The following is a 20,420-nucleotide window of genomic DNA, read 5'->3' as shown; positions in this document are numbered from 1 at the left end:
CATGCCCCACCGTACCGCCTCGGACTCCAACCGGGCGGGGAGCGATGTCTTGTTCACTCAGGGCTGCAAACATCCATCCCCTCCGTTCTGTTCCGCATCCTGCCCCCGTCCTGGGCCCTGCCGGGCCTCACTCTTCCGGGGGACGATCAGCTCGTTCCGCAGGAGGGCCAGCACGGCGTCGACGCTGCCGGCCCGGATCGCGGCCCGGTCCCCTCGGAGATTGAGCCGCTGAGCCACGACTCCCCCGGTTCCTGGCCCCGAAACCGCCACGTGCACGGTCCCCACCGGCTTTCCGTCCTGCGGTCGCGGCCCCGCCACCCCCGTTGTGGCCACGCCCCAGTCCGCCCCCAGCAGCTTCCGCACGCCGCTGGCCAGCTGCCTCGCCACCTCGGCGTCGACGGCGCCGCGCTCGTCGAGCACCGCGCCGTCGACGCCCAGCACCTCGCGTTTCACATCCGTGGCATAGGCGGTCACGGACCCGAGGAAGGCGCGGGAGGCTCCGGGGATGCCGGTCAGGGCCGCCGCGACGAGGCCGCCGGTCAGCGATTCGGCGACCGCGACCGTTTCGCCCCGCCCCACGAGGAGCCCGAGCACCTGGGCGGCGAGCGGCGGCTCGGCCGACCGCTGCTCAGCGGCCACGGGCCACCCCTCCCGCGGCCGCGTCGCGCCTGGCCAGACCCGCCCGGCGCAGCACGACGGCCTGCCGCACGTAGTCGAGGGCCGTGACGACGGTGAGCACCACGGCGACCGCCATCACCCACCAGCGCAGCGAGGCCAACGGGCCGGTGAGCGCGAGGATGTACATGCCGACGGCGATGCCCTGCGTCAGCGTCTTCGCCTTGCCGCCGCGGCTGGCCGGGATCACTCCGTGCCGGATCACCCAGAAGCGCATCAGGGTGATGCCCAGTTCCCGGGCCAGGATGACGACGGTGACCCACCAGGGCAGGTCGGACAGGGCGGAGAGGCAGATGAGGGCCGCCCCCATGATCGCCTTGTCCGCGATCGGATCGGCGATCTTGCCGAAGTCGGTGACCAGATTGCGCCGACGGGCCAGTTCCCCGTCGAACAGGTCGGTGATCATGGCGACGGTGAACGCCGCCCATGCCAGCGACCGCCACGCCGGATCGTGTCCGCCCTGCGCGAACATGAGCAGGACGAAGCCCGGCACCAGCAGGAGCCGCACCATGGTCAGCACGTTCGCGATGTTCCACAGGGCGGGAGCCGCGGGGTGCCGGACCGCGCCCGTGGAACGGCCGGCCGCCGGTCCGTCCCCGGTGGCCCGGGCCGGCGTGTCCGTCATCTGGCGGCCCCCGAGGGTTCGCCCCCGGCCGCCTGCCGCGGTACCGCGACCAGATCGACTCCCCTCGCGGCGACGATGTCCGCCGCCACGATCTGCCCGACACGCGGCGCGCCGTCCCGCGGCGCCGCGCCCGCCGGCACGGCGAGCACGACCTGCCCGTCCGTTTCCGGCGCCTGGTGCGCGCCGCGGCCGACGGCCAGCACCTCGTGGCCCTCGATCGGGGGCTCGTCGTCCTCCGCGCCCTCTCCGGCGCCCAGGGACTCCACCAGGACGTGCGCGCGCTCCCCGACGCGCTCCTCGGCCCGCTGCCCGATCAGCTCCTCCGCGAGCCGGGAGATCCGCTCCAGCCGGTCGGCGATCTCCTCGGGCCCGTGCTTCCCCGAGTGGCGCGCCGCCTCGGTGCCCTCCTCGTCCGAGTAGCCGAACACCCCGATCGCGTCGAGCCGGGCGGCGGTGAGGAAACGTTCGAGTTCCTCGACGTCGGCCTCCGACTCACCGGGGAACCCGACGATGAAGTTCGAACGCACCCCGGCCAGCGGCGCCTTGGCCCTGATCGTGGCGAGCAGGTCGAGGAACCGGTCGGTGTCCCCGAAGCGGCGCATCGCCCGCAGCACCCCGGGTGCCGAGTGCTGGAAGGACAGGTCGAAGTACGGGGCGACCTTGTCTGTGCCGGTGAGGACATCGATGAGCCCGGGCCGCATCTCCGCCGGCTGGAGGTAGCTGACCCGGATGCGTTCGAGGCCGTCGATGGCGGCCAGTTCCGGGAGCAGCGTCTCCAGCAGCCTGATGTCCCCGAGGTCCTTGCCGTAGGAGGTGTTGTTCTCCGAGACGAGCATGATCTCGGTGACGCCCTCCCCCGCGAGCCAGCGCGCCTCGCCCAGCACGTCGGCCGGCCGCCTGGAGATGAACGAGCCGCGGAAGGACGGGATGGCGCAGAACGTGCACCTGCGGTCGCAGCCGGAGGCCAGCTTGACCGAGGCCACGGGGCCGCCGCCCAGGCGCCGCCGCAGCGGCGCGCGCGGGCCCGAGGCCGGGGCCACGCCGGCGGGCAGGTCGGTGATGCCGCCGTGCCCCGGCAGGGCGACCCCGCTCCCCTGCCGGTCCGCGGGGGTCAGCGGCAGCAGCTTGCGCCGGTCGCGGGGCACGTGCGGGGCGTGGCCGCCGCCGGACAGGATCGTCGTCAGGCGTGCCGAGATGTCGGCGTAGTCGTCGAAGCCCAGTACGGCGTCCGCCTCGGGCAGCGCGTCGGCCAGCTCCTTGCCGTAGCGCTCGGCCATGCAGCCGACGGCCACGACGGCCCGGGTGGCGCCCCCTCCGCCCTCGGCGGCGGCCGTCTGCAGCTCCCCGGCCTCCAGGAGGGCGTCCACGGAGTCCTTCTTGGCGGCGTCGACGAACCCGCAGGTGTTCACGACGGCGATCTCGGCGTCCGCCGCGTTCTCCACCAAGTCCCAGCCGTCGGCGGCCAGCCGCCCCGCGAGTTCCTCCGAATCCACCTCGTTACGGGCGCAACCAAGCGTGACCAGGGCGACTGTACGGCGTTCGGACATGCCCTCAGCCTACTTCGTCCACCGGCGCCCGCCCGCCCGGGCCGAGCGGGCCTCAGCCCTCGCTCGGGTCCCCGGGCGTGTAGCTCAGGCGCTCGACCTGCCCGGACTCGAACTCGTCCTCGATCGCCCGGCCGTTGACGTGGAGCTGAACGACCCCCGCGTTGCCGAGCACCAGGTCGATCTGCTCGTCGTCGGTGAACGTCTGCGAGTCGCCTTCCTCGATCACACCTTCGAAGAGGAGGCGCCCGTTGCTGTTCTTGGCGGACACCCAGCTCGACCCGCCGTCGGCCGTCGCCCGGACGGTGACCTTGTCCGAGGGAACGGCCGCCACCGCGCTCTCGGAGGGGTCGGGGGCGTCGGCGCCGCCCTCCTCCTCCGGCGGGGCCTCGGTCCGCTCGCCTGGGGTGGGCGTCTCGGTGCTCGCCCCCTCCGCGACCGTGCCCGGGTCCTCGTCCTCCTCGCTGCCGGTGAAGAACGTGAAGCCGACGAACGCCACGACCACGACGATCGCGGCCACCATGGCGGCGGTCCAGTTCGGCCGGCGCGGCTCGGGCCGGATGCGCTCGGCCTCGAACAGCGGCCCCGACGACAGCGGCTGCGGTTCCGGATGCTGTTGACCGTTGTACAACTCAATCAGCTCGTCCGGGTCGGCACCCACCGCACGCGCGAGGGCGCGGATGTGCCCCCGGGCATACACGTCCCCGCCGCAGCGGGAGAAATCGTCCTGTTCGATGGCGTGCACGATCGGAATGCGCACACGGGTGGACGAACTGACCTCGTCCACGGTCAGCTTTGCATCGATGCGCGCCTGCTGGAGGATTCGACCGACGGAAGGCCGGTCCTTGGCCGAAGAGTTGCCGTTGGACACGGGGGCGCCTTTCGAGCGTGAAGCCACGTGCTGTGTTTATCAGTCTAGGGGGGGTCCGAAAGGAACGGGCAACCGGGCGGTCGGCTTTTGTGCGCCAACCGGATGGCCGCCGCACGGCGCCCGGGACACGGGGTCCCGCCCCGCGCATCCCGGCGGGGCCGCACCGCCGGCCACGGCTTTCCCGGGCCCCCGACGGCCCGGGAAAGCGGCCGGATCCACCCGGCTCCGCCAAGATCCGCGACGACGTGGCCTACGGAGTCTCCCCCCGGATCAGCGCCAGCACACCGTCGAGTTCGTCGGGCTTGACCAGCACGTCCCTGGCCTTCGACCCCTCGCTCGGCCCCACCACGCCACGCGACTCCATCAGATCCATCAGCCGGCCCGCCTTGGCGAAGCCCACCCGCAGCTTGCGCTGGAGCATCGACGTCGAACCGAACTGCGTGGACACCACCAGTTCCGCCGCCTGGCACAGCAGATCCAGGTCGTCCCCGATCTCCTCGTCGATCTCCTTCTTCCGGCCCGACGAAACGGTGACGTCGTCACGGAACACCGGCGCCATCTGTTTCTTGCAGTGCCCGACAACGGCCGCCACCTCCTCCTCGGTGACGAAGGCACCCTGCATACGGACCGGCTTGCTCGCTCCCATCGGCAGGAATAGCCCGTCGCCCTTGCCGATCAGCTTCTCCGCGCCCTGCTGATCGAGAATCACGCGGCTGTCGGCAAGCGACGACGTCGCGAATGCGAGCCGCGAGGGCACGTTCGCCTTGATGAGCCCCGTCACGACGTCCACGCTCGGCCGCTGGGTGGCCAGCACCAGGTGGATGCCGGCCGCGCGCGCCAGCTGCGTGATCCGCACGATCGCGTCCTCGACGTCCCGCGGCGCGACCATCATCAGGTCCGCCAGCTCGTCCACGATCACCAGCAGGTAGGGGTAGGGGGCCACCTCGCGTTCGCTGCCCGGCGGTGGCGTCACCTTGCCCGCGCGGACGGCGGCGTTGAAGTCGTCGATGTGCCGGAACCCGTAGGCCGCGAGGTCGTCGTAGCGCAGGTCCATCTCGCGCACCACCCACTGGAGCGCCTCGGCGGCGCGCTTGGGGTTGGTGATGATGGGGGTGACCAGGTGCGGAATCCCCTCGTAGGCCGTCAGCTCGACCCGCTTGGGGTCGATCAGGACCAGCCGCACCTCCTCGGGGGTCGAGCGCATCATCACCGAGGTGATCAGGCAGTTGATGCAGGACGACTTGCCGGAGCCCGTGGCGCCGGCGACGAGGATGTGGGGCATCCGGGCCAGGTTCGCCGTGACATAGCCGCCCTCGACGTCCTTGCCGAGGCCCACGAGGAGCGGATGGCCCTCCCCGACCGCGTCGGCCATGCGCAGCACGTCACCCAGATTGACCATCTCGCGGTCGCTGTTGGGGATCTCGATGCCGACCGCCGACTTGCCGGGAATCGGACTGATGATCCGGATGTCGGGGCTCGCCACCGCGTAGGCGATGTTCTTCGCCAGAGCGGTGATCTTCTCAACCTTGACGGCGGGCCCCAGTTCGACCTCGTAGCGCGTCACCGTCGGCCCGCGCGTGAACCCGGTGACCCGCGCGTCCACCTTGAACTCGGTGAAGACGTTCGTCAACGAGTCCACCACCGCGTCGTTCGCCGCGCTCCGCGCACGGCCCGGGCCGCCGCGCACCAGCGAGTCGAGCGAGGGCAGCGCGTAGGTGATGTCCCCGGCCAGCTGGAGCTGTTCGGCCCGGGCCGGCAGAACCTGCGCCGGCTCCGGGGCCTTCTTGGTCAGGTCGGGAACGCTCCCGCCGCCGGTCCGCTGCTCCCCGCCGCCGCGCTCCTCGCCCTGCCCGGCGCCGTCAGCGGCGTCCTCGCCGCGCCTGGCGCTCTCGCGCCCCGCGGCGACGCGGCTGCTCAGATCGGCCACCACGGGCGAGGGGTCGACGCCGTGCCGCACGGCGCCGTCCAGCGCCGCGGCGGCGGCCGACGCCACATCCACCGGGTCCTCGCCCCGCCCGCCCGCCGGCCGGCCGCCGCCCGACCGCGGCGCCCTGCGGCGGCGCTCGGGCGCGGACCGCTCCGCGAGGCCGGGAGACGGGCGGACGGGCTCCGGGTCGTCCCGCTCGTACTCCACGAACACGGTCTCGCGGTCCGCGTCGCCGCCGGTGAGCAGGCCGAGCCGGACGGCCCCCTGCCGCAGCCGGCGCGGGATCGCGTTCACCGGCGTGGCCGTGACCACGAGCAGCCCGAAGACCGTGAGCAGCGTCAGCAGCGCGACGGCCAGCGGCTCCCCGACGGCCACGATCAACGGCCGGGAGGCGGCCCACCCCAGGTGGCCGCCGGTGTCGCGCAGCGCCTGCGCACCCTCGCTGCGGCCCGGGGCACCCGTGGCGATGTGCACCAGCCCGTGGACGCCCGCGAGGAGCGCACTGAGGCCGATGACGATGCGGCCGTTGGCCTCCTGCTTCTCCGGGTGGCGGATCAGCCGGACCGCCACGAAGCCGAGCACCAGCGGGAAGATCAGGTCGAGCCGCCCGAAGGCGCCGGTCACCAGCATGGTGACCAGTTCACCGACGGGTCCCTGGAGGTTGGACCAGGTCCCCGCCGCCACCACGAGGGCGAGGCCGAGCAGCGCCAGCGCCTCGCCGTCCTTGCGGTGGGCCGGGTCAAGACCCTTGGCGCCGCGCCCTATGCCCCGCAGCAGCGCGCCCACCGGGTGGGCGATGCCCAGCCATACCCGGCGGGCGACGCGGAACGCGAGGTTGGGTCGCGGAGCGGGCTTCTTCACGGGGGCGGCGGCCCGCTTCTTGGCCGCGGCCTTCTTCGCGGGCGCCTTCTTCGCGGGCGCCTTCTTGGCGGGCGCCGCCTTCTTCGCTCCGCCCCCACCGCGCCCGGCGCGAGCGCCCTGGGAACCCTTGCCGGACGTACCTGAGGCCATGGAGGTGAGGTTACCGGGGCGGCACGCCTTGAGCACGGACCACGTGCCGCACGACGGCTCAGCCGGTCTGCGTCTCCACCGACTTCTCCTCGGCGGCCCCCGGCTGCAACGCGTCGAGCGCCCGCCGCAACCCCGCGAGCTTGCGTTCGAGGTGGGCGGCCGTGGACACGGCGAGCCCGCCACCCGACTCGGACAGCTCCTTGGTCAGCACCTCGGCCTGCTCCTCGACGGCGGCGAGCCGCGCCGACAGCTCGGGCAGGAGTCCTCCGGCGGGACGCTCCGGGTCGGCGCCCGTGTGGCCGCCGTCCAGCTCGCGGCGCAACAGCACGGCCTGTTCGCGCAGTTGCATGTTCTTCATGTGCAACTCGACGAACACGGACACCTTGGCCCGCAGCACCCACGGGTCGAAGGGCTTGGAGATGTAGTCGACCGCCCCGGCGGCGTACCCGCGGAAGGTGTGGTGGGGGCCGTGGTTGATCGCGGTGAGGAAAATGATCGGAATGTCGCGCGTGCGCTCGCGCCGCTTGATGTGCGCGGCGGTCTCGAAGCCGTCCATGCCCGGCATCTGCACGTCGAGCAGGATGACTGCGAAGTCCTCCGTGAGCAGCGCTTTGAGCGCTTCCTCCCCGGACGATGCCCGGACCAGCGTCTGATCGAGCGCTGAGAGAATCGCCTCAAGCGCCAGCAGATTCTCGGGCCGGTCATCGACCAGGAGGATCTTGGCCTTCTGCACCATGGCCCGTCCTCCTCGCCCCTGCGGCACGGTCGTGCGCCGCCGTTGTGGACGGCACCCTCACGCCGCCCGGTCCTGTGCCGGACATGTTGACATCCTCCCCGGCGCCATCGCCAGCGAGTGCGGTACCCGCCGCGAGCACGTGCGGTGACTGTCCACGCGCCCTCACCCGCCACGAGTCACCGGCAACACTCCGGCCTGATCCCCGCCGTACCGGAAAAGGCGTCCCGCCCGCTCGTTCAGCGACCAGCGGCGCAAGGCACCCGGTGATCAGTACATTGCGCTGCGTCACGATACCACGCGCTCCACACCTGAGCGAACCGCATGGTACGCACCGGGGGAACGAGCACACGTCCGCCCAAGTTCCCCCACGCGGCGGGACCATGCGGAAGATCACCCGGCGCCGCCCTCCATCCAGTGCGCCATCACGGTCAGCAGCTGGTCGGTGTCCACCGGCTTCGTCACGTAGTCGGACGCACCGGACTCCAGGCTCTTCTCCCGGTCGCCCTGCATGGCCTTCGCGGTGAGCGCGATGATCGGCAGGGCCGCGAACTGCGGCATGCGCCGGATCGCCGACGTCGTCGCGTACCCGTCCATCTCCGGCATCATGATGTCCATCAGCACCAGCGTCACGTCCTCGTTGGACTCCAGCACCTCGATGCCCTCGCGCCCGTTCTCCGCGTAGAGCACCCGGAGCCCGTGCTGTTCGAGCACGCTCGTCAGCGCGAACACGTTGCGGACATCGTCGTCGACGATCAGCACCTTGCGCCCGCGGAACGCCCGCAACGACGCGCTCTCCCGCGCCGGCTCCGCACTCTCCTCGGATTCCGGCTCCGGCTCCACCTGCGTCTCGGCGCCGTCGGCCACGGCCTTCTCCGCGAACCGCTCGCGGCGCCGCCGCGTCAGCGACTCGGCCGCGCGCTCGGCCGCGATGGACGCCTCCCTGTGCTTGCGCTGCTGCCGCTCCTGGCGCTCGGCCGCCAGCGCCTCGTCCTCCGCTTCCTCCCCGATCGCGGAGGGACCCGCCTCAAGCGCCGCCGGCTCCGCCGCGCCGCGTTCCAGCGCCGGCACCCCGGCCGCCGCCTGCGTGTAGCCGGGCGGCGGCAGTTCGGCCGGCTGGAGCGGCAGGTAGAGGCTGAACGTCGAGCCCCGCCCCGGCTCGCTCTCCGCGTGGATCTCCCCGCCGAGCAGCCGCGCGATCTCCCTGCTGATGGACAGCCCCAGGCCGGTGCCGCCGTACTTGCGGCTCGTCGTGCCGTCCGCCTGCTTGAACGCCTCGAAGATCACCCGCATCTTGCTCGCCGCGATGCCGATACCGGTGTCCGACACCGAGAACGCCACCAGCGGCGCGTCCGCCGTGAGCACGGCCCCGCCCTCCAGCATCTGCTCACGGATCTCGTTCGGCACGTCGTCGCCCGCCGGCTCGATCACCAGCTCGACGGAGCCCACATCGGTGAACTTGACCGCGTTCGACAGGAGGTTGCGCAGCACCTGGAGCAGCCGCTGCTCGTCGGTGTGCAGCGTCGCCGGCAGATCGGGCGAGACCCGGACCGAGAACTCCAGGTTCTTCTCCGCCGTCAGCGGCCTGAACGACGCCTCGACGTAGTCCACCAGCTGCACCAGCGCGATCCGCGCCGGGCTAACGTCCATCTTCCCGGCCTCCACCTTCGACAGGTCGAGGATGTCGTTGATCAGCTGGAGCAGGTCGGAGCCCGCGCCGTGGATCGTCTCGGCGAACTCCACCTGCTTCGGCGACAGGTTGCCCTCGGCGTTGTCGGCCAGCAGCTTCGCGAGGATCAGCAGCGAGTTCAGCGGCGTGCGCAGCTCGTGCGACATGTTCGCCAGGAACTCCGACTTGTAGCGCATCGAGACGGCCAGCTGCTCCGCGCGCTCCTGGAGCCCGCGCCTGGCCTCCTCGATCTCCGAGTTCTTCACCTCGATGTTGCGGTTGGTCTCCGCGAGCAGGTCCGCCTTGTCCTTCAGCTCGGCGTTGGACTCCTCAAGCGCCCGCCGCTGCTCCTCCAGCTCGTCCGTCTGCTCCCTGAGCTTCGTCGTCAGCTCCTGCGACTGCTTCAGCAGCATCTCGGTACGGGTGTTGACGCTGATCGTGTTGACGCTCGTGGCGATCATCTCGGCCATCTGCGCCAGGAAGTCCCGTTCGATCGGCGTGAACGGCTTGAACGAGGCCAGCTCCAGAACGCCGAGCACCCGCTCCTCGAACACCACCGGCAGGATGATCACCGTCACCGGCGGGGCCTCCCCGAGCCCCGAGGAGATGCGCAGGTAGCCCTCGGGCGTCGGGCCGAACAGCAGCGTCTCGGCCTCGGCCGCCGCCGTCCCGACCAGCCCTTCGCCCGGCCGGAACGACAGGGCCTGCGCGTCGGGCGCGTAACCGTAGGCGGCGATCAGGCGCAGCTCGTACGCGTCCTCCTCGCCGACCCCGGCCACCATGTCCTCGTCGCCGTCGACCGGCACCGCCAGGTAGAACCCGCCGTGCTGCGCGGCGACGGCCGGGCACAGCTCGCTCATGAGCAGGTTGGCCACGGCCGTCAGGTCGCGCCGACCCTGCATCGAGGCGGAGATGCGCGCCAGGTTGGTCTTGAGCCAGTCCTGCTCCTTGTTGGCCTGCGTCGCCTCCCGCAGGTTGCGGATCATGTCGTTGACCCGCTCCTGAACGGTCAGGATCTCGCCGGCCGCGTCGGTGTCGATCCGCACGTTGTGATCGCCCCTGGTCACGAACGCGGCCACCCGCGCGATGCCGCGCACCTGCCCGGTCAGGTTGCCCGCCATCTCGTTCACCGAGTCGGTCAGGTCCTGCCACGTGCCGGCCACGCCCGGCACCCGCGCCTGCCCGCCGAGCTGCCCCTGGGTGCCGACCTCACGCGCCACCTTGGTCACCTGATCGGCGAACAGGGAGAGCTGGTCGACCATCGTGTTGAGGGTCTCCTTCAGCTCCTGGATCTCGCCGCGCGCCTCGATGTCCATCTTCCGGGTCAGGTCGCCCTTGGCGATGGCGGTGGTGACCGTGGTGATGCTGCGGACCTGCGCGGTGAGGTTGGAGGCCATGGAGTTCACGGACTCGGTCAGATCGCGCCACGTGCCCGAGACCCCCGGCACGTTCGCCTGACCGCCCAGGCGCCCCTCGGAACCCACCTCACGCGCCACGCGGGTCACTTCGGCGGCGAACGACGACAGCGTGGTCACCATGCGGTTGACCGTGTCGGCCAGCGTCGCGACCTCCCCCTGCGCCTCCACCGTGACCTTCCGCGACAGGTCGCCGTTCGCGACGGCCGTGGCCACCTCGGAGATGTTCCGCACCTGCAACGTCAGGTTCCTGGCCATCACGTTGACGTTGTCCGTCAGGTCCTTCCAGGTGCCCGAGACGCCCCTGACCCTCGCCTGGCCGCCCAGCTGCCCCTCGGTGCCCACCTCGCGCGCCACCCGCGTCACCTCGTCGGCGAAGGAGGACAGCTGGTCCACCATCGTGTTCACGGTGGTCACCAGCACCAGCACCTCACCGCGCGCGTCCACGGTGATCTTCTTCGTCAGGTCGCCCTTGGCCACCGCGGTGGTCACGTCCGAAATGTTCCGCACCTGCGAGGTCAGGTTGTTGGCCATCCCGTTCACGGACTGCGTGAGGTCCTTCCAGGTGCCCGCGACCCCCGCCACCTCGGCCTGGCCGCCGAGCCTGCCCTCGGTCCCGACCTCGCGCGCCACCCGGGTCACCTGCTCCGCGAACGACGACAGCTGGTCCACCATCGTGTTCAGCGTGTCCTTCAGCGCCGCGACCTCGCCCCGGGCGTCCACGGTGATCTTCTGCGACAGATCACCGCGCGCCACGGCCATCGCGACATCGGAGATGTTGCGCACCTGGTGGGTGAGATTCGAGGCCATCCCGTTGACGGAGTCCGTCAGGTCGCGCCAGACCCCCGCCACGTCCGAGACCTGCGCCTGGCCGCCGAGCCTGCCCTCGGTGCCCACCTCGCGCGCCACCCGCGTCACCTCGTCGGCGAAGGAGGACAGCTGGTCCACCATCGTGTTCACGGTGGTCACCAGCACCAGCACCTCACCGCGCGCGTCCACGGTGATCTTCTTCGTCAGGTCGCCCTTGGCCACCGCGGTGGTCACGTCCGAAATGTTCCGCACCTGCGAGGTCAGGTTGTTGGCCATCCCGTTCACGGACTGCGTGAGGTCCTTCCAGGTGCCCGCGACCCCCGCCACCTCGGCCTGGCCGCCGAGCCTGCCCTCGGTCCCGACCTCGCGCGCCACCCGGGTCACCTGCTCCGCGAACGACGACAGCTGGTCCACCATCGTGTTCAGCGTGTCCTTCAGCGCCGCGACCTCGCCCCGGGCGTCCACGGTGATCTTCTGCGACAGATCACCGCGCGCCACGGCCATCGCGACATCGGAGATGTTGCGCACCTGGTGGGTGAGATTCGAGGCCATCCCGTTGACGGAGTCCGTCAGGTCGCGCCAGACCCCCGCCACGTCCGAGACCTGCGCCTGGCCGCCGAGCCTGCCCTCGGTGCCCACCTCGCGCGCCACCCGCGTGACCTGCTCCGCGAACGACGACAGCTGATCCACCATCGTGTTCACGGTGTCCTTGAGTTCGAGGATCTCGCCCCGGGCGTCGACCTCGATCTTCTGCGACAGGTCGCCACGCGCCACCGCGGTCGTCACGGAGGCGATGTTCCGCACCTGGTCGGTCAGGTTGATCGCCATCTGGTTGACGGAGTCGGTCAGCGCCTTCCACGTCCCGCTCACGCCGTCCACCCGCGCCTGGCCGCCGAGCCTGCCGTCGATGCCCACCTCGGTGGCCACCCGGGTCACCTGCTCGGCGAAGGACGACAACTGGTCGACCATGCGGTTGACGGTCTTCTTCAGGTCCAGCATCTCGCCGGAGACGTCCACCGTCACCTTCTGCGACAGATCGCCGTTCGCCACCGCGGTCGTCACGGAGGCGATGTTCCTGACCTGGTTCGTCAAGTTGCGGAAGGCCGTGTTCACCGAATCGGTGAGGTCCTTCCAGGCCCCCGCGACCCCGAGCACCGACGCCTGCCCGCCGAGCTTGCCCTCATCCCCGATCTCCCGCGCGACGCGGGTGACCTCCGACTGGAACGAGGACAGCTGATCCACCGTCCTGTTGACGGTGTCCTTCAGCTCCAGCATCTCGCCGGAGACATCCACCGTCACCTTCTGCGACAGATCACCGTTCGCCACCGCCGTGGTGACCTGCGCGATGGCACGCACCTGATCCGACAGGTTCTTGAAGGCGGTGTTGACCGAGTCGGTCAGCTCCTTCCACACACCGGCCACACCCTGCACGCGCGCCTGGCCGCCCAGGGTGCCGTGGGTCCCGATCTCCGTGGCGGTGCGCGTCACCTCGTCCGCGAACGACGACAGCGTCCCCGTCATCGCGTTGATGGTGTCCGCGAGCCGCGCCACCTCGCCGCTCGCGCTCACGGTGATCTTCTGCGACAGGTCGCCGTTGGCGACGGCGGAAGTGACCTGCGAGATCTCCCGCACCTGCTTCGTGAGGTTCCCCGCCATCAGGTTGACGGAATCGGTCAGGTCCTTCCACACCCCGCCGACACCGCCCACCCGCGCCTGGCCGCCCAGCACCCCGTCGGTGCCCACCTCGCGGGCCACGCGCGTCACCTCGGACTGGAACGACGAGAGCTGGTCCACCATGGTGTTCACGGTGTTCTTCAGCTCCTGCATCTCCCCCGCCACGTGCACCGTGACCTTGCGGGACAGGTCGCCGTCCGCGACCGCCTTCGTCACCCCCGCGATGTCGCGGACCTGCGCGGTCAGCCGGGCCGCCATCGTGTTGACCGAATCCGTGAGGTCCTTCCACGAACCCGTCATGCCGCGCACGCGCGCCTGGCCGCCCAGCTTCCCCTCGGTCCCCACCTCGCTCGCCACGCGGGTCACCTCGTCGGCGAACTCGGACAGCTGGTCCATCAGCCCGTTCACGGTCCTGCCCATCCGCAGGAACTCACCGCGCAACGGGCGCCCGGCGCCCTTCCCCCCCAGCGCCCGCAGCTCCATCCGCTGCCGCAGGTCGCCCTCGGCCACGGAGGTCAGCACCCTGCCCACCTCGGCGACGGGCCGCGCCAGATCGTCGACCAGGTCGTTCGCGTCGTCGATGGCCTTCGCCCAGGCCCCCTCGCACAGCCCCGTCTCCAGCCGCTCGCTGAGCTTGCCCTCCCGGCCCACCACGCGCCGCACCTGCGCCAGCTGACCCGTGACGTGCAGGTTTCGCTCGGCGACCTCGTTGTACACCGCGGCGATCTCCGCCATCGGCCCCTCGCTCGCGACGGTCAGCCGCTTGCGGAAATTGCCGTCCCGCATCGCCTCCAACCCGGAGAGCAGCCGGTTCAGCGCGGCGGCGTCCACCTCCACGGTGCCGCCGCTCCGCGACCTCTTCGCTCGTGCGGCCGTCCCGGCACGCGCAGCTGCTCCGTCAGACACCACTGTGTCCCTCCCGCAAGGTCGACCATCCGGTCAGGGCTTTCACATCACGCGTTCCCAGTGTTTCACTCCCGACGGACCGGGCGATAACAGTTCGGCAGCATCGCATACCACGGCTTTGCCGGTCAGGGGGAAATCCGCGGATGCGCTGTCCGTCGGGGCGGTCGACGTCAGTAACCTGGCTTCCGGCTGTCCATGGGCCACCGGGTAGCGACGAGACAAACTTCTGGGGGAGTGACGTGATCACCGCGCGAGCTGCGGCCACCTTCGAGCCGGTTGGACGCTCGGTCGCGACCGCGCGGGGATTCGTCCGGGACACGCTCCAGGGCTGGGGCCTCACCGACCTCATCGAGGACGCCGTCGTCCTGACCAGCGAGCTGGTCACCAACGCCGTGGTGCACGCGGGAACGGCCGCGGACGTCCGCTGCCTCCGCGACCCCGACGGCGTCCGCATCGAGGTCGTCGACCGGCACCCGGAACGCGAACTGCCGCTCGCCGAGGTGTCCCGCGGCCGGCCCGACCTGAACAGCGAGGGCGGTCGCGGCCTCCTGCTGTGCGCCGCCCTGGCGTCGCGCTGGGGCGTGGACTACACGGCGACCGACAAATGCGTCTGGTTCCGTCTCGACCAGCAGACCCTGCCCGTCGGCACACGCTCCGCCGGGCCCGTCCTGCCCGACGAGTCCCTGCCCGTCAGCGAGACGCGGGTCCGGGTGGCCGTGGTCCAGGTCGACCGCGCCGACAGCATCACCGCGTGGAACGACGACGCCGCCGAGCTGTTCGGCTACGCCCCCGAGCAGGTCGTCGGCAAGCCGCTGGCCGACCTCGCCGCCTGGCCCCAGACACCCGGCACGGGCACCGGCATCGCCGAGGCCCTGGCGCTCTCCCGCTGGGAGGGCAGCTACGGGCTGCGCGACTCCGCCGGCCGCACCGTTCCCGTCTACGCCTGCCACCTGCGGGTCCGCGACGCCCACGGCGAGCCGTCCACGGTCTGCCTCATCGTGCGCGACCAGGAGCGTGCCATCCTCCAGAGCCCGTCCCGGGTCCCCGCCCACGGCGCCGACCCCTTGGACCGCTCGGCCGGCGACCCGTTGGACGCGCTCATCGGGTCGCCGCCCCCTGACGACCTCGACGGCCTGCTCCAGCGCACCGTCGAACGGGCCCGCGACATGCTCGACGGCGACGCCGCGTTCCTCCTCCTCGCGACCGACGACGAGACCGAACTCGAAGTCAGGGCGACCACGGGGCTCCCCTCCGCGCGCCAGCGCTTCGCCCGCGTTCCCGTGGAGACGGGGAGCGGACGGTACGGCTCGGCCCGCATGCCGTCCGTCCACGAGGACCTGGCGACGGCCCCCGGCGCCGTGCCGCTGCTCTCCGGCACGGGGATGCACGCCGTCGTGATCGTGCCCCTGAAGGTCGAGGGCCGCCTCACCGGCTCGCTCGGCGTCGCGTCGGAGACACCCGGCCGGTACTCCAACGAGGAGGCGCTGCGCCTCCAGTTCGCCGCCGACCGCATCGCCCTCGCCGTCGAGTCGGCCCGCCTGACCGAGTTGGAACGACTCCGCCGCGGGTCCCTGGCCTTCCTCGTCGAGGCGTCGGAACTCCTCGCCGGAACGCTCGACCGCAACCAGACCCTCGCCCTCATGGCGCAGATGACCGTGCCGACGCTCGCCACCTGGTGCGCCGTCTACACGATCCCCGACGCCGGTTCCGAGCCGGTCCTGTCCTACGTCCTCCACGAGGACGAGGAGCGGATCGACGGCATCAAGGCGCTCCTCGACCGCGTCGACCCGCCGGACCCGGACATCACCCTGGGCGTGCGCGCCTGGACCGCCCCCGCGGACGCCGCGCACAACACCGCGCTGCGGACATCGCTGCGCAGCCTCGCCCTCGGCGAGCTGCCGTCGACCGCCGGGGTCCCGGGCACCGGCCTCGGCACCGCGTCCGCCGTCGGCGGAGAAACGGTCGTCCTGCCGCTGATCGCGCGCAACCGCGTCATCGGCCTGCTGGCCCTCGGCAAGCCGACGGACGAGCGGTTCCGCCAGGACATCCTTGAGCTGGCCGAGGACCTGTCCCGCCGGGCGGCGCTCGCCCTGGACAACGCCCGCCTGTACAGCGAACGCACCGCGATCAGCCAGTCCCTGCAACGCAGCCTGCTGCCGCCGGAGTTGCCGCACATCGACGGCGTCGATGTCGAGGTCATCTACCGCGCGGCCGGCGAGGGCAACGAGGTCGGTGGCGACTTCTACGACGTCTTCCCCATCCGCGAGGGCGCCTACGGCTTCGCCATCGGCGACGTCTGCGGAACGGGACCGCTGGCAGCCGCCGTCACCGGCCTGGCCCGGCACGCCCTGCGCCTGCTGGCCAGGGAAGGACTGGACGGCGCGGCGGTCCTCGAACGGCTCAACGCGGCCATCCTTGAGGAAGGTCCGCGCGCCCGCTTCATCACGTTGCTGTACGGCGAGTTGTGGCCGCAGCCGGAAGGCGGCGCGCTGCTGAAGATGGTGTGCGCGGGGCACCCGCTGCCGCTCCGTCTCACGCCCGACGGCACCGTCACGCCGGCCGCGAGCCCGCAGCCTCTGCTCGGAGTCATGGACGACCTCGAACTGTACGAGCAGACCGCCACCTTGAACCCGGGCGATGTTCTGCTGTGCGTCACCGACGGTGTCACCGAGCGCAGGGAGGGCACGCGCATGCTCGGCGACGACGGCCTGGCGGACGTCCTCAGTTCGTGCACCGGTCTCACGGCGGGCGCCGTCGCGGCACGCGTGCTGCGCGCGGTGGAACGTTTCGCGTCCGACGCCCCGTCGGACGACATGGCGATCCTGACCCTGCGCATCCCGCAGTGATCCGGGGCCGGGGGCGACGGGGGTGGGAACACGAAAAAGGCCCCCGCCACACGGCGGGAGCCTGAATATTATTCGTTTGTTGAGCCCCAAAACGGAATCGAACCGTTGACCTTCTCCTTACCATGGAGACGCTCTGCCGACTGAGCTATTGGGGCAGATATTCCGGCGGCGTCCTACTCTCCCACACGGTCCCCCATGCAGTACCATCGGCGCTGGAGGGCTTAGCTTCCGGGTTCGGAATGTAACCGGGCGTTTCCCCTCCGCCATGACCACCGGAACCCTGAAAGGGCACCAGCCGCCGGCCGAGAATTCACAGTGGACGCGAGCATCTGAGGACAAGCCCTCGGCCTATTAGTACCGGTCAACTCCACCTGTCACCAGGCTTCCATCTCCGGCCTATCAACCCTGTCGTCTCCAGGGAGCCTTACCCCATCAAGTGGGTGGGAGTCCTCATCTCGAAGCAGGCTTCCCGCTTAGATGCTTTCAGCGGTTATCCCTCCCGAACGTAGCCAACCAGCCATGCCCTTGGCAGAACAACTGGCACACCAGAGGTTCGTCCGTCCCGGTCCTCTCGTACTAGGGACAGCCCTTCTCAAGACTCCAACGCGCACAGCGGATAGGGACCGAACTGTCTCACGACGTTCTAAACCCAGCTCGCGTACCGCTTTAATGGGCGAACAGCCCAACCCTTGGGACCAACTCCAGCCCCAGGATGCGACGAGCCGACATCGAGGTGCCAAACCATCCCGTCGATACGGACTCTTGGGGAAGATCAGCCTGTTATCCCCGGGGTACCTTTTATCCGATGAGCGACGGCGCTCCCACAAGCCACCGCCGGATCACTAGTCCCTGCTTTCGCACCTGCTCGACCCGCCAGTCTCACAGTCAAGCTCCCTTGTGCACTTACACTCACCACCTGATAACCAACCAGGCTGAGGGAACCTTTGGGCGCCTCCGTTACTCTTTAGGAGGCAACCGCCCCAGTTAAACTACCCACCAGACACTGTCCCCGATCCGGATCACGGACCCAGGTTAGACATCCAGCACGATCAGAGTGGTATTTCAACAACGACTCCACCCAGGCTGGCGCCCGAGCTTCACAGTCTCCCACCTATCCTACACAAACCGAACCGAACACCAATATCAAGCTATAGTAAAGGTCCCGGGGTCTTTCCGTCCTGCTGCGCGAAACGAGCATCTTTACTCGTACTGCAATTTCACCGGGCCTATGGTTGAGACAGCCGAGAAGTCGTTACGCCATTCGTGCAGGTCGGAACTTACCCGACAAGGAATTTCGCTACCTTAGGATGGTTATAGTTACCACCGCCGTTTACTGGCGCTTAAGTTCCCAGCTTCGCCATCCCGAAAGACAGCTAACCAGTCCCCTTAACGTTCCAGCACCGGGCAGGCGTCAGTCCGTATACATCGCCTTACAGCTTCGCACGGACCTGTGTTTTTAGTAAACAGTCGCTTCTCGCTGGTCTCTGCGGCCACCCCCAGCTCCAGGCGTAAAGCCCATCACCAGAAGCGGCCCCCCTTCTCCCGAAGTTACGGGGGCAATTTGCCGAGTTCCTTAACCATAGTTCACCCGAACGCCTCGGTATACTCTACCTGACTACCTGAGTCGGTTTCGGGTACGGGCCACCATGAAACATCGCTAGAGGCTTTTCTCGACAGCATAGGATCGTCCACTTCACCACAATCGGCTCGGCATCAGGTCTCACCCTCATGTCGCACGGATTTACCTGCACGACGGGCCACACCCTTACCCCGGGACAACCACCGCCCGGGCTGGACTACCTTCCTGCGTCACCCCATCACTCACCTACTACCCCCTCGGGTCACCGGCTCCACCACTCCCAGAAGTGTCAAAGACACCACCAGGCGGCTTCACGGGCTTAGCATCAGAAGATTCAGCGCTTGCGCTCCACGGCGGGTACCGGAATATCAACCGGTTGTCCATCGACTACGCCTGTCGGCCTCGCCTTAGGTCCCGACTTACCCTGGGCAGATCAGCTTGACCCAGGAACCCTTAGTCAATCGGCGCACACGTTTCCCACGTGTGAATCGCTACTCATGCCTGCATTCTCACTCGTGAACCGTCCACAACACGCTTCCGCGGCTGCTTCACCCAGCACACGACGCTCCCCTACCCACCACACACAAGGTGCGGCGACACGACTTCGGCGGTGTACTTGAGCCCCGCTACATTATCGGCGCAGAATCACTCGACCAGTGAGCTATTACGCACTCTTTCAAGGGTGGCTGCTTCTAAGCCAACCTCCTGGCTGTCTCTGCGACTCCACATCCTTTCCCACTTAGCACACGCTTAGGGGCCTTAGTCGATGCTCTGGGCTGTTTCCCTCTCGACCATGGAGCTTATCCCCCACAGTCTCACTGCCGCGCTCAACTTACCGGCATTCGGAGTTTGGCTAAGGTCAGTAACCCGGTAAGGCCCATCACCTATCCAGTGCTCTACCTCCGGCAAGCAACACACGACGCTGCACCTAAATGCATTTCGGGGAGAACCAGCTATCACGGAGTTTGATTGGCCTTTCACCCCTAACCACAGGTCATCCCCCAGATTTTCAACTCTGGTGGGTTCGGGCCTCCACGCGGTCTTACCCACGCTTCACCCTGCCCATGGCTAGATCACTCCGCTTCGGGTCTAGGGCATGCTACTACGATCGCCCTCTTCGGACTCGCTTTCGCTACGGCTCCCCACCACAGGTTAACCTCGCAACACACCGCAAACTCGCAGGCTCATTCTTCAAAAGGCACGCAGTCACGACACACCGGGCAAGCCCGGTATGCGACGCTCCCACGGCTTGTAGGCACACGGTTTCAGGTACTCTTTCACTCCGCTCCCGCGGTACTTTTCACCATTCCCTCACGGTACTATCCACTATCGGTCACCAGGGAATATTTAGGCTTAACGGGTGGTCCCGCCAGATTCACACAGGATTTCTCGGGCCCTGTGCTACTTGGGTGGCCCTCCAACGAGTCGCAGACATTTCAGCTACGGGGGTCTTACCCTCTACGCCAGGCCTTTCGCATGCCCTTCGCCTACATCCACGATTTCTTACTCGCCGACCGTCCGGCAGAACGATCACAGAGAACTCCCACAACCCCGCCTGCGCAACCCCTGCCGGGTATCACACACAAACGGTTTAGCCTCCTCCGGTTTCGCTCACCACTACTCCCGGAATCACGGTTGTTTTCTCTTCCTACGGGTACTGAGATGTTTCACTTCCCCGCGTTCCCTCCACACCGCCTATACATTCAGCGGCAGGTGACAGCCCATAACGACTGCCGGGTTCCCCCATTCGGAAACCCCCGGATCAAAGCTCGGTTGACAACTCCCCGGGGACTATCGCGGCCTCCCACGTCCTTCATCGGTTCCTGGTACCAAGGCATCCACCGTGCGCCCTTAAAAACTTGGCCACAGATGCTCGCGTCCACTGTGCAATTCTCAACCAACAACCGAAGACCAAGCCGCTCACACGACCGTGCCCTCAGACACCCAACAGCGCACCCCATCGACCACCAGCCATCCCAACCAACTTTCCACACCCCACGATCCCGAAGAACCGCCAGGTAGTACTCGCCACGAGAACGACCAGCAACCAACCGAATAGTCAACGTTCCACCCATGAGCAACCACCCCGGGACACTCGCCCGGAGCTGGCCAATGCTCCTTAGAAAGGAGGTGAT

General features: G+C 69.0%; 8 protein-coding genes, 1 tRNA gene and 3 rRNA genes (1 of these 12 only partly in view). 1 reads left to right on the top strand and 11 read right to left on the bottom strand.

The features are described from left to right. Positions 1–57: 57 nt before the first annotated feature. The 7 genes from LC193_RS24410 to LC193_RS24380 form a co-directional block, all read right to left on the bottom strand. Positions 58–639 (bottom strand): CinA family protein, encoded by a 582-nt coding sequence (locus LC193_RS24410; protein WP_226077465.1) that lies wholly within the window; start codon positions 637–639, stop codon positions 58–60. Further along, positions 629–1,300 (bottom strand): CDP-diacylglycerol--glycerol-3-phosphate 3-phosphatidyltransferase, encoded by a 672-nt coding sequence (gene pgsA, locus LC193_RS24405; RefSeq protein WP_226077464.1) that lies wholly within the window; start codon positions 1,298–1,300, stop codon positions 629–631. Before pgsA ends, LC193_RS24410 begins: the two co-directional genes overlap by 11 nt. Further along, positions 1,297–2,847, bottom strand: a complete 1,551-nt coding sequence (locus LC193_RS24400) for a MiaB/RimO family radical SAM methylthiotransferase (RefSeq protein WP_226077462.1) — start codon at positions 2,845–2,847, stop codon at positions 1,297–1,299. Before LC193_RS24400 ends, pgsA begins: the two co-directional genes overlap by 4 nt. A 52-nt stretch (positions 2,848–2,899) precedes the next feature. Further along, positions 2,900–3,715, bottom strand: coding sequence for a helix-turn-helix domain-containing protein (locus tag LC193_RS24395; protein ID WP_226077460.1), 816 nt, complete (start codon positions 3,713–3,715; stop codon positions 2,900–2,902). 250 nt (positions 3,716–3,965) lie between these two features. After that, positions 3,966–6,653 (bottom strand): DNA translocase FtsK, encoded by a 2,688-nt coding sequence (locus LC193_RS24390; RefSeq protein WP_226077458.1) that lies wholly within the window; start codon positions 6,651–6,653, stop codon positions 3,966–3,968. Between the two features lie 58 nt (positions 6,654–6,711). Continuing rightward, on the bottom strand, positions 6,712–7,389 hold the full coding sequence (locus LC193_RS24385) for a response regulator (RefSeq protein ID WP_086157671.1): 678 nt from the start codon (positions 7,387–7,389) through the stop codon (positions 6,712–6,714). Between the two features lie 390 nt (positions 7,390–7,779). Then, complete coding sequence (locus LC193_RS24380) at positions 7,780–13,740, bottom strand: HAMP domain-containing protein (protein WP_450264594.1); 5,961 nt, start codon at positions 13,738–13,740, stop codon at positions 7,780–7,782. Between the two features lie 359 nt (positions 13,741–14,099). Between LC193_RS24380 and LC193_RS24375 the strand changes: the two genes are divergently transcribed. Next, entirely contained in the window at positions 14,100–16,706 is a 2,607-nt protein-coding gene (locus LC193_RS24375) for a SpoIIE family protein phosphatase (RefSeq protein ID WP_226077456.1), read from the top strand. A gap of 82 nt (positions 16,707–16,788) precedes the next feature. On the opposite strand, the gene LC193_RS24370 is transcribed toward LC193_RS24375, so the two are convergent. The 4 genes from LC193_RS24370 to LC193_RS24355 form a co-directional block, all read right to left on the bottom strand. Then, a tRNA-Thr gene (locus LC193_RS24370) sits at positions 16,789–16,861 on the bottom strand. A 5-nt stretch (positions 16,862–16,866) separates the two neighbouring features. Beyond that, positions 16,867–16,983 (bottom strand): 5S ribosomal RNA (gene rrf / locus LC193_RS24365). A gap of 54 nt (positions 16,984–17,037) precedes the next feature. Continuing rightward, positions 17,038–20,150 (bottom strand): 23S ribosomal RNA (locus LC193_RS24360). A 258-nt stretch (positions 20,151–20,408) separates the two neighbouring features. After that, a 16S ribosomal RNA gene (locus LC193_RS24355) occupies positions 20,409–20,420 on the bottom strand (it continues 1,524 nt past the right edge of the window). Together the 16S, 23S and 5S rRNA genes with 1 tRNA gene alongside form the textbook arrangement of a ribosomal RNA operon.

This window comes from Streptomyces marincola (assembly GCF_020410765.1).
GTDB lineage: Bacteria > Actinomycetota > Actinomycetes > Streptomycetales > Streptomycetaceae > Streptomyces > Streptomyces marincola.
The sequence above is the reverse complement of the archived record's forward strand: the minus strand, read 5'-3'. Positions and strand labels throughout refer to the sequence as shown.

Bases quoted from the DNA above. Each gene is read 5' to 3' on its own strand.
- pgsA (WP_226077464.1), bottom strand. From the start codon at position 1,300: ATGACGGACACGCCGGCCCGGGCCACCGGGGACGGACCGGCGGCCGGC.
- LC193_RS24400 (WP_226077462.1), bottom strand. From the start codon at position 2,847: ATGTCCGAACGCCGTACAGTCGCCCTGGTCACGCTTGGTTGCGCCCGT.
- LC193_RS24390 (WP_226077458.1), bottom strand. From the start codon at position 6,653: ATGGCCTCAGGTACGTCCGGCAAGGGTTCCCAGGGCGCTCGCGCCGGG.
- LC193_RS24385 (WP_086157671.1), bottom strand. From the start codon at position 7,389: ATGGTGCAGAAGGCCAAGATCCTCCTGGTCGATGACCGGCCCGAGAAT.
- LC193_RS24380 (WP_450264594.1), bottom strand. From the start codon at position 13,740: ATGCGGGACGGCAATTTCCGCAAGCGGCTGACCGTCGCGAGCGAGGGG.